10 protein-coding genes are annotated in these 10718 nt (G+C 56.5%); 4 read left to right on the top strand and 6 right to left on the bottom strand.

Going from position 1 to position 10718, the window contains the following annotated elements; all coding sequences use genetic code 11:
• Window positions 1-94: 94 nt before the first annotated feature.
• Genes ssuD through LZ634_RS21370 form a run of 3 tightly spaced genes read left to right on the top strand, consistent with a single transcriptional unit; the run spans window position 95 to window position 4099 of the window.
• On the top strand, window positions 95-1267 hold the full coding sequence (gene ssuD / locus LZ634_RS21380; RefSeq protein WP_234508771.1) for an FMNH2-dependent alkanesulfonate monooxygenase: 1173 nt from the start codon (window positions 95-97) through the stop codon (window positions 1265-1267).
• Between the two features lie 12 nt (window positions 1268-1279).
• Entirely contained in the window at window positions 1280-2644 is a 1365-nt protein-coding gene (locus LZ634_RS21375; protein WP_234508770.1) for an FAD/NAD(P)-binding protein, read from the top strand.
• Between the two features lie 57 nt (window positions 2645-2701).
• Window positions 2702-4099, top strand: a complete 1398-nt coding sequence (locus LZ634_RS21370; RefSeq protein ID WP_234508769.1) for an LLM class flavin-dependent oxidoreductase — start codon at window positions 2702-2704, stop codon at window positions 4097-4099.
• A 99-nt stretch (window positions 4100-4198) separates the two neighbouring features.
• On the opposite strand, the gene LZ634_RS21365 is transcribed toward LZ634_RS21370, so the two are convergent.
• The 4 genes from LZ634_RS21365 to sppA form a co-directional block, all read right to left on the bottom strand.
• Window positions 4199-5452 (bottom strand): glycoside hydrolase family 18 protein, encoded by a 1254-nt coding sequence (locus LZ634_RS21365; protein ID WP_234508768.1) that lies wholly within the window; start codon window positions 5450-5452, stop codon window positions 4199-4201.
• 352 nt (window positions 5453-5804) lie between these two features.
• A complete protein-coding gene (pncA, locus tag LZ634_RS21360; protein ID WP_234508767.1) occupies window positions 5805-6446 on the bottom strand; it encodes a bifunctional nicotinamidase/pyrazinamidase in 642 nt (213 codons plus the stop codon).
• Window positions 6447-6456: 10 nt separating this feature from the next.
• Window positions 6457-7473, bottom strand: a complete 1017-nt coding sequence (ansA, locus tag LZ634_RS21355) for an asparaginase (protein ID WP_234508766.1) — start codon at window positions 7471-7473, stop codon at window positions 6457-6459.
• 57 nt (window positions 7474-7530) lie between these two features.
• Window positions 7531-9384, bottom strand: a complete 1854-nt coding sequence (gene sppA, locus LZ634_RS21350; protein WP_234508765.1) for a signal peptide peptidase SppA — start codon at window positions 9382-9384, stop codon at window positions 7531-7533.
• A 162-nt stretch (window positions 9385-9546) separates the two neighbouring features.
• Between sppA and LZ634_RS21345 the strand changes: the two genes are divergently transcribed.
• Window positions 9547-10098: an NAD(P)H nitroreductase gene (locus tag LZ634_RS21345; RefSeq protein ID WP_234508764.1), complete on the top strand. Its 552-nt coding sequence runs from the start codon at window positions 9547-9549 to the stop codon at window positions 10096-10098.
• 76 nt (window positions 10099-10174) lie between these two features.
• On the opposite strand, the gene LZ634_RS21340 is transcribed toward LZ634_RS21345, so the two are convergent.
• Both LZ634_RS21340 and LZ634_RS21335 read right to left on the bottom strand, forming a co-directional pair.
• Window positions 10175-10366 (bottom strand): hypothetical protein, encoded by a 192-nt coding sequence (locus tag LZ634_RS21340; RefSeq protein ID WP_234508763.1) that lies wholly within the window; start codon window positions 10364-10366, stop codon window positions 10175-10177.
• Entirely contained in the window at window positions 10363-10683 is a 321-nt protein-coding gene (locus LZ634_RS21335; protein WP_234508762.1) for a hypothetical protein, read from the bottom strand. Before LZ634_RS21335 ends, LZ634_RS21340 begins: the two co-directional genes overlap by 4 nt.
• Window positions 10684-10718 lie beyond the last annotated feature (35 nt).

The raw sequence follows: 10718 nt of genomic DNA, 5'->3' as shown, positions 1-10718 counted from the left end.
TTTGAAAGCTGGCACAGATTTCGCTTATCTCTTTATAACTGACTTAAATAACTGCTTCGATAAATACTAAATATAGTTATAAAGGAAATTGATAATGACAGTACAAGCCGCTGAGAAAATTAATGTCTTCTGGTTTTTACCTACCCATGGCGATGGGCGCTATCTGGGCACCACCGAAGGCGGTCGCCCGGTAGATTTGCCCTATTTGCAGCAGGTTGCACTGGCGGCAGATAGCCTGGGTTACTACGGCGTACTGATCCCTACCGGCAAAAGTTGTGAAGATTCCTGGTTGGTGGCTGCCGCACTGGCGCCCATCACGCGCAACTTACGCTATCTGGTGGCGGTGCGCCCAGGGCTTCAGCCGCCAACGCTGGCGGCGCGTATGGCCGCCACGCTGGACAGGCTTTCTGAAGGACGTTTGTTGATAAACGTAGTGACCGGCGGCGATCCGGTGGAAAACAAAGGTGACGGGATCTTCCTCAATCACAGTGAGCGCTACCAGGTAACTCACGAATTCCTTGAGGTTTATCGCCGTTTGCTGGCTGGAGAGAAGGTCGACTATCACGGTAAACATCTCCAGGTCGAAGGGGCGGAAGTGCTGTTCCCGACGGTGCAAAAAAATGGGCCGCCGCTGTACTTCGGCGGCTCTTCCGAGCAGGCCATCGACGTTGCCGCCGATCACATCGACGCATATCTCACCTGGGGCGAGCCTCCCGCCCAGGTGGCAGACAAACTGGCGGTGGTGAAAGCCCGTGCTGAAGAAAAGGGGCGCCAGCTGGAATACGGGATCCGCCTGCACGTGATTGTCCGTGAAACGGAAGAGGAGGCCTGGGCGGCGGCCGACAAGCTGATTGCCCATCTGGATGATGACACGATTGCCCAGGCGCAGGAGATTTTCTCCCGTATGGATTCTACCGGGCAGGCCCGCATGAGCGCGCTGCATAACGGCAGCCGCGACAATCTGCGCATCGCGCCAAATCTGTGGGCGGGCGTTGGCCTGGTCCGCGGCGGGGCGGGCACTGCGCTGGTGGGCAATCCACAGCAGGTTGCGGAACGCATTCGCGAGTACCAGGCGCTGGGGGTCACGAACTTTATTTTCTCCGGCTATCCACATCTGGAAGAAGCGCATCGCTTTGCTGAGCTGGTGATGCCGCTGCTCCCGGCCAGTACGCAACCGCGTTCGGCGAAAGGTCAGGTCAATACCGGTCCTTTTGGTGAAACCATCGGTGGGGCGAAACGTCCTGCTAAACACGTCAGCGCGAGCTGAAGGGGGATGAGGATGTCTGATCCCCATGTAGTGATTGTCGGCGGCGGTTTTAGCGGTACGGCTGTCGCAATCCATTTGATGCGTGAGGCAACGCGTCCTGTGCGTATCAGCGTGATTGAACCGCGAGAACATTTAGGCCAGGGCGTGGCCTATTCGGCGACCGATCCGGCCCATCGGATTAACGTTCCCGCCGCGCGTATGCAGCTGGCCGGGGAAGACGATGGTGCATTTGACCGCTGGTATCGCCGCTACGGCGATTTTCCGCAGGATACGCAGGCGCAGTTGGCTGATGGCAGCGTGTATCCCCAGCGTGGGGCCTTTGGTCGCTATGTGGAGGCCGCCTTCACCCAGGCGGCGCAACGGCCCGGCTCACGCGTCGCCCATATTCGGGAACGCGCGGTCGATTGGCAGGACGGTAGCCTTATCACCTCCGGTGGCCGTCGCCTGCGCGCTGACCGTATCGTTCTGGCAGTCAGTCATCCACCGCCGCGATTACCGAGGACGGTGCAGGCATTCAGCCAGCATCCTCGGCTGATCGCCAATCCATGGAGCGCTGGGGCGCTGAGCGGTATTCCCTCCACGGCGAGGGTAGCGATTATGGGCACCGCGCTCAGCATGGCGGACGTAGTGGCGTCGCTTGCGCGGCAGGGGCATCGGGGCGATGTGCTGGCCTTTTCGCGCCACGGTCTACTTTCGCGACCAAACGCGCCGATAAACCTGACGAAATGGCAGGCTGATTACCGGTACGGCACGTTGGGTCAGCGTTTACGTCTGATTCGTGATGACATCCAGCGCGCGCAGGCCCAGGGCTTGCCCTGGCAGGTGGTGCTTGATGCCGTGCGTCAGCAGGGACAGGAGATCTGGCAGCAGCTAGCGGAAGCGGAAAAGCGTCAATTCCTACGTCATTTGCGGCGCTTCTGGGATGTGCACCGTTATCGCATCGCTCCGCAGGTCGCGCAGGCGATTGCGGACAAACGCCATGCGGGTAGTTTTCGCCTGCTTGCTGCACGGTTGCAAACTCTGGAATCACCCGGCCCGACTTTCCAACTCTATTTAACGCTGCGCGGCGGTAAGTCGCAGCAGGAAACCGTTGACTATCTGGTGCTGACCACCGGTCCTGACCATGCGGATCTCGTTGCCAGCCAGCCATTTCTGCAAGCCCTGCATCAGGCTGGGCTGATTCACCCGGACCCGCTAGGAATGGGAATTGAAGTGAATGCGTTGTCGCAAGCCTCGCCGAATCTCTGGGTGGCAGGCCCCGCCGCACGCGGGCGCTTTGGCGAACTCATGGGGTTGCCGCAGGTGGCCGAACACGCTCAGCAGGTGGCGCAAAATGTGCTGGAAACCTTGGGCTGCCGTCAGCTCATCTTATCGTAAACCTATCCAAACTATTGCTGACACCGGGCTAAACGCCGGGTGTATGGGGAGACTGTTATGGCATCGCAACGTGAAATTCGACTGAACGCTTTTGATATGAACTGTGTCGGCCACCAATCGCCGGGGCTGTGGGCGCATCCGCGTGACCGCTCCTGGCAGTACAAGGATTTGGACTACTGGGTCGATCTGGCGCGATTGCTGGAACGCGGTAAATTTGACGGCCTGTTTATCGCCGATGTGCTGGGAGTTTACGACGTCTTTAACGGCAATGGTGATGCGGCTATCCGTCAGGCGGCGCAGGTGCCGGTTAACGATCCGCTGGCGCTGGTGACACCGATGGCGCTGGTGACCGAGCATCTTGGCTTTGGTCTTACCGCCTCGCTATCGTTTGAGCATCCCTATCCGTTTGCCCGTCGCCTGTCGACGCTGGATCATCTGACCAAAGGGCGGGTAGGCTGGAATATTGTCACCTCTTATCTGGAAAGCGGTGCACGCAATATTGGCCAGCAGGCGCAAACCGCGCATGACGCACGCTACGACTACGCCGACGAGTATCTGGAAGTGGTGTACAAATTGCTGGAAGGGAGTTGGGAGGAGGGGGCGATACTGCGCGACCGCGAACGTCGAATTTTCAGCGACCCGAGTAAAATTCACGCCATTAACCATCACGGCAAATTCTTCGATGTGCCCGGATACCACCTCTGCGAGCCGTCGCCGCAGCGCACGCCGGTGCTCTATCAGGCTGGCGCCTCTAGCCGTGGCAAGCAGTTTGCTGCCAGCCACGCCGAATGCGTGTTTGTAGCATCGCCGTCAAAAAGCGCTTTGAAAAAAACGGTGGCTGATATTCGCCGCCGTGCGCAGGAGGCGGGGCGCGATCCGCACAGCATTTTGATTTTCAATATGCAAACCGCGATTGTCGGCGAAACCGACAAAGCCGCGCAGGCCAAATGGCAGGAGTATAAAAACTACACCAGCTATGAAGGCGCGCTGGCGCTGATTTCCGGCTGGACGGGGATTGATTTTAGCCAGTACCAGCCGGATGAGGTGTTTACCTATTCAAAAACCAACGCCATTCAATCGGTGGTGGATACGTTCTCCACCGCCGATCCCGACAAGCAGTGGTCGGTGAAGGCGATGGCGGATTGGGTGGGGATTGGTGGCTTTGGCCCGTTGATTGTGGGCAGTGCGCAAACCGTCGCCGATGAATTGCAGTCGTGGGTGGAGGAGACCGACGTGGACGGTTTCAATTTGGCCTACGCCGTCACGCACGAAACCTTCACCGATGTAGTGGAGCTCCTGATCCCGGAATTGCAAAAACGCGGCGTCTACAAACAGGAGTACAGCCAGGGTACTTTACGGGAGAAACTGTTTGGCGGCAGCGCGCGTTTACAGGCCCCACATCCGGGGGCCGGGTATCGTATTCATGCGGATAGCGGGATTTTAACGCCGGTGTAATTCGCCGCGATTCAGTGAACGAGGCTCAACTCACCCACCACCCGAATCAGGGCTAGCACACTGTAGCCCTGATTCGTTGCCTGACCTTTAGTAAAGGCGTTAGTGCTTAATCCCCAGCGACTCGGCCAGCTGTTTTGCCAGTTGGTTGTTGTCGTCCGCACCGTATTCCCAGAACATCGCCCCGGCAAGCCCCTTGCTCTTGATGTAGTCAGCCTTAATGCTCACCGAACGCGGGTTCTCATACGAGAGGGCAAACAACGCTTTGCCGTCGCTGGATTGTACCGACAGCCACGGCACTTTCGCCTGGTCATCCCAGTGTTCGGTAAAACGCTTGTGCGGATCGTTGAGCAGTTTCGCCACGATATCGTTGTACTTCACGTAGGTGTCTTTGCTCAAATCCACCCCCAGTGATTTAAACAGATCCACTTCCTGCGGGCCGAAGTACGGCTGGGTCACCGGGTTTTTCTGTGCATCCGGCTTGCTCCAGTCGATGCCCGGCTCGACGGTGCGTTTTGGTACACGGCCATAGAAACCGATGCCGAGGTTCATCTGGCTTGGCTTCAGGCCGGCGGCGATATAGTTATTGACCACAAAATCGGCGCTGTACTTATCCGCCGCGGCAACCGTCGGCCACTGGGTTGAATCGTACAGATTGGAGTTGAAGTACTGCGTACCGTACGCCATGTCGTAGGTCATCAGGTTGATGTAGTCCAGCAGCGGGGCAATAGCCTTCACGTCGACCCAACTTTTCGGGCTTTCCGCGTTGGCGCCGACGGCGATGGTCACCAGCTTGTGTTTGCCAAACGCCGCGCGCAGCTCTTTGAGCAGCGTGGTGAAGTTATCTCTGTCCGCCGGCTGGCTGGCCACCAGGCCCCAGGCACCGTTAACCGGGTATTCCCAGTCGAGATCGATGCCGTCGAGGCCGTATTTATCCACGACTTCCTGCGCTGAACGGATAAACACCGCGCGGGCTTCAGGCGATGCTGCCGCTCCCGAGAAGCCGCGTGCGCCCCAGCCACCGACGGAGAGCAGTACTTTCAGGTTCGGGTTCTGTTTACGCAGGACGGGGATTTTTTCTAAATCCGATTGCACCTTCGGCGACAACCAAATTTGATGCAGTTTAGCCGGGTCTTTTAATGCGTCGTTGGTTTCATCTTTTTCATCGTTATAGATAAGACCAAAGGAATAGTTGAGATGGGTAATCTGGCGCACATCGAGCTTATTGATATCGCCGCCAGGCCCGGCAGTAACATCGCCACCGCCGTTGAAGTAGCCGACGGACATCAGGGAATTAGCCGAAACAACCGACGCGCAGAGCAGGGGTAATGCTGCCAGCAAAGGCAAAAGTTTCATACACGGTCCTCTTTGACATTGAAAAAATACAGGCGCCACAGGAAAAGTGTGGCGAAAAAACAACCGTTAAAACATAGCATCGCCGAAGGGGTAAATCTGCGAAGCGGTTCACGTGGAGAAAGGCTGGTGGGGAAAAATTGACCGTGTTATGACAGGGTTAGCGGATTATCGTCAGAAGCTGGCCGGCGATGTAATACCGTTCACTTAAGCAAAGCGATTAGGGGAAACGCCGGGATTTGGTTCCCGGAGGGACGCCAAACCCGGTGGTCGCCCCGGGTATCTCAATCTTACACTCACGGTTTACTCGGCGGCGGGAATGTCCAGAACTTCCGGGCGGTAAGTGGCTATCAGGCTATCCTTGATTCTCAAGCCAGTCGTCGAGGGTATACAGTGTTGCCCCTTCGGCAGCCATCTCCATAAAGGCGTTGACGCTATCCTGCGGCTGAATATTCACGCCGCGACAGCCGTCGGTAATGACGTTCACCGTATAACCCAGCGCTAATGCATCCAGCACCGTGAACTTAACGCAGTAGTCGGTCGCCAGGCCCAGTACGATAAGTTCGTTAATCTCATGATCGCGTAGCCAGGCGTCGAGACCGGTTTTTTGCCGATGTCCGTTATCGAAAAAGGCGCTGTAGCTATCGATATTGACGCTTTCGCCTTTGTGGAACACGGCATCAATATCCTGTTGCGTCAGCAGCGGATGAAACGCCGCGCCGTCGCTGTCCTGGACGCAGTGATCCGGCCAGAAAGTTTGCGCCAGCCCGTCCAGCGTGCCCTGAGTGTACGGCTCAACATTGTGCTGGCTGGCAAAACTGCCGTGATTGGCCGGATGCCAGTCCTGGCTGGCGACGACCGTATCGCCGAGGATTTTCGCCGCACGAATCAACAGGTTCGCCACGTCGATAGTGCTATCACCATCGGCCACGGCCAGCGCGCCGCCGGCGCAGAAATCATTTTGCAAATCGACCAATAACAGTGCGCGTTGCGTCATGACACTCTCCTTAATCGTCTGGCGTCAGCTCGCCGCGCAGGTTTTGCTGCATGGCCTGACGGATAGTTTCGGTATCCAGCCCCTGACTGAGCAGATAGTGCAGCTTGGTCAGCGTCGCTTCCACGGTCATATCAGAACCGCTAATCACACCGGCCTGCGCCAGCGCGTTACCGGTGGCGTAACCACCCATATTGACCTTGCCGGACATGCACTGGGTCAGGTTAATCACCAGAATGCCGCGGTGGCTGGCTTCAGTCAGCTCTTTAATAAAATTGCCGTTCTGCGGCGCGTTGCCGACACCGTAGGAGCGCAGGATCAGCGCTTTGACCGGTTGTAGCAGGAAGTTGCGCACCACATCGGCGGAAATCCCCGGATAAATCGTCACCACGCCAATCGGCTGCGGGGTGATAGGGTGCACAATCAGCTCGCCGTCACCGTGCGGAGCAGGAGGCGTGCCGAGACGGCGAATGTGGATACCGGCCTCCAGCAGCGGTGCGAGGTTCGGTGAGGCGAAAGCATCGAAACCGTCGGCATGAGCTTTGGTGGTGCGGTTGCCGCGATAAAGACGATTGTTGAAGAACAGCGTCACTTCGTTAATCGGATAGTTAGCGGCAACATACAGGGCGTTCAGCAGGTTGATTTGCCCGTCAGAGCGCAGCTCCGCCAGTGGGATCTGCGACCCGGTGACGATAACCGGTTTGCCGAGGTTTTCCAGCATAAACGACAGCGCGGAGGTGGTGAAGGCCATGGTGTCGGTGCCGTGCAGGATAACAAAGCCGTCGTACTCATCGTAGTGGGCTTTAATATCATCGGCGATGTGCTGCCAGTCTTCCGGCGTCATGTCGGAAGAGTCCATCAGCGGATCGTATTCGTGGATAGTAAAGTCCGGCATCTCCGGACGATGAAACTCGGGCATCAGCGCCAGCTGGCGCTGCAGATGGCCGGAAACCGGGATGTAGCCGTGATCGGAACGCTGCATCCCGATGGTCCCGCCGGTGTAGGCGACGTAAATGGATTTTTTTTGCATGTGGTCGTCGAATGAATAATCTAAAGAAAATCCCCCCCTTAGCGGAGGGGATTGCGATTAACGAATATTGACGCAGGTCAGGCAAATTGCATAGCGATTTTGTGGATCGTTAAACACCGCCAGCTTATCGCTTTCGGCTTTCACTGCGTTCGCCGCCGAAGCCAGCGGTGCCGGCAGGTAAGCCTGCAGCGCCTGCGGCAGGGCCGCGCGCACTGAACCAGACATGCTGTCCATTACCATATCAAAGAACGTCGGTTCGCTCTGATAGTAGTCAACGTGCCAGGTTTTGACTTTTGCCAGTTCAGCGGCTTTCGCCACCGCGTCGTCAAAGTCACCGAGGCTATCGACCAGCCCATTCGCTTTCGCGTCTTCACCGGTCCACACGTGGCCTTGGGCAATTTTGTCGATTGCTTCCGGCGTGCTCTTACGCGACTGCGCCACGAGGGTGATAAAGCGCTTGTAGCCATTCTCAATGGTGAGCTGCATCATCTGCTGCACTTCTGGGGTCAGTGCTTTGGTTACTGCCATATCCGCCAGCGGCGAGGTGGAGACACCGTCGGTGTGCACACCAATCGAGTCGAGCGTATTTTCGACGGTGTTGATCACCCCAAAGATGCCAATAGAACCGGTCAGAGTGCTCGGGCTGGCGATGATGTAATCGGCTGGTGTTGAGATCCAGTACCCGCCGGATGCCGCCATTCCGCCCATCGATACGACCACCGGTTTGCCTGCCGCTTTGGCTGCCGCCAGCTCTGCGCGGATCACCTCAGAGGCGCTAACGCTGCCGCCAGGACTGTTGACGCGCAGAACGATAGCTTTCACTTTTGGATCCAGACGCGCATCGCGGATTTGCGCCGCGGTGGTGTCGCCGCCGACGTTACCCGGGGTTTCTTCACCGTCCATGATGGCGCCGTTGGCGAACACCACGGCGATGCTTGAACCGGTATCTGCCGGAGTTTTCACCGCATAGTCATACATGCTGATGGCGCTAAAGTTATTGTCCGCTTTGCTCCAGCCAAACGCTTTGGTCATCGCCTTTTCGATTTCCGCGCTTGAGGCGAGGGTATCGACCAGCTTGTTATCCAGCGCATATTTCGCCGTATCGCCGTCAACTTTGCTCAGACCGTCGAGCATGGCCTGGGCGCCTGGGAACACCTGCTGCGCGGTAATCTGACGGTTAGCGGCAACGGTGTTGAGATAGTTCTGCCACAGCTCGCCAATCCAGCGGCTGTCCGCTTCGCGGGCGGCAGGAGACATATCATCACGGATAAACGGTTCAACGGCGGACTTGTAGGTGCCGACGCGGAAGACGTGAGTCGAGACTTTCAGCTTATCGAGCAGCGTCTTGTAATACAGACCGTTGGTGGCGAAACCGTGCAGATCGACCACGCCCTGCGGCGACAGCCAGATTTTGTTGGCGAAGCTAGCAAGGTAGTACTGGCCCTGGCTGTAGCTGTCGCCAATGGCGTAAACCGGCTTGCCGCTGTCGCGGAATTCGCGCAGCGCTTTACCGATGTACTGCATCGACGGCTGGTCACCGCCGGCGAAGTTTTTCAGATCCAGCACAATCCCGGTGATATTGCGGTCATCCTTTGCCTGGCGAATGGTCTGCACAATATCAAACAGCGAGTTTTCTTGCAGACGGTCGGAGCTGGCGCCAAAGATTTGTTTGCCAATAACGCTGAGCTTGCTGCTGGTCGACGGTTTATCGACCACCACGCCGCTGATATTCATCAGCAATGCCCCGCGGCTGCTATGTTCGGTTGTGCTGCTGCTAAGCTGCATCCAAATGCCAACGCCAACCAGCACCAGCAAAATAAAGAACAGGTTGAGCACCAGTTCACGGACGAAGTTGAGCAATCGCCACGTCCATTTAAAGAATCCGACAATGAAGCGCCATACGGTTCGCATGTATTCTCCCTGCAAAAAACGAAAAAGGTTCACCGCAACGGTGAAACGTGTGGCTATCCTAAATAGACCGTCGCCGGTTGTCAGCAGGAATCGCCTTCGGTGCTGTAACAAAATCCTCTCGCATGTTAATTTTATGAAAAATAACGTGAGAGGAGTGGTTTTATGGATGCCCTTGAATTATTGGTGAATCGCCGCAGTGCGTCCCGACTGGCTGAGCCTGCACCTGCCGGTGAACAGCTGCAGAACATCCTGCGCGCCGGCATGCGCGCACCGGACCACGGTACGCTGCAGCCGTGGCAGTTTGTGGTCATCGAAGGCGAAGGGCGCGAGCGCTTTAGCCAACTGCTTGAGCAGGGTGCTGTCGCCGCACAAAGCGACGACAAAGCGATTGAGAAGGCTCGCAGCGCGCCGTTCCGTGCGCCGATGATTATTGCGGTTATCGCCAAGTGCCAGGACCATCCAAAGGTTCCGGTATGGGAACAGGAGATGTCGGCAGGTTGCGCGGTAATGGCCATGCAAATGGCGGCGGTTGCTCAGGGCTTTAACGGTATCTGGCGCACCGGTGCGCTCACCGAAAGCCCATTGGTGCGTGCCGGTCTTGACTGTGGCGCTCTGGACAAAATCGTCGGTTTCCTCTATTTGGGCACGCCGCAGCTGAAAGCATCGACCACCATCGCCGCGCCGGATACGGCACCGTTTGTCCGCTATCTCTGAACATTCGCAAGGCTAAGAATAAGTCCCTGCCTCCAGCAACCTATTGCGGTTGGTAAAAGCAGGGGCTTCATCATGATCAAACGATAAACTCACCTTTCAATTCAATAATCATGATCTCTTTTAGATTTCTGACCCCGATCAGATAGCTGATGACATCGGCTTTCGCCTGTTCCATCCCTCTGAGAACCTCGATGGCCTTATCAAGCACGGCCAGATCGTTGTTCATCTTTTCCAGATGCGCCAGCCCTTGTTGCTGAGTCAACATCATTTGCTGTTTTTATACCAACAGGTGGAACCCTGCGATGCCTGACTGCCACCGGTTTGTTCACAATCCGGCAGGGTCACGCCATGTTTTGTAATCATGGTATAGCCGTCGCTGCTTTTATAAGTATCATCGGCTTTCTTATGATGATGTTTCTTATGCATGACACATTCCCCAGCGGCTTCCTCCCTCTGCGTGCACTCATTTACCCCCGATGCATACTGCGATGCATCGACATCATCCCCATCCATTCGGTGATGAGGTGCTGCGATAACACATCCGCTTAACGATATTGCCATAGCTACCAGTATTAACTTTTTCATTATTTACCCTTTATATTACACTTTTTATAACACCA

The sequence above is a fragment of the Kluyvera intermedia genome (assembly GCF_021440345.1).
In the GTDB taxonomy this organism is placed as follows: Bacteria; Pseudomonadota; Gammaproteobacteria; order Enterobacterales; family Enterobacteriaceae; genus Kluyvera; species Kluyvera intermedia_A.
Note: the sequence above shows the minus strand (reverse complement) of the source record. Positions and strands in the feature narration are given on the sequence as shown.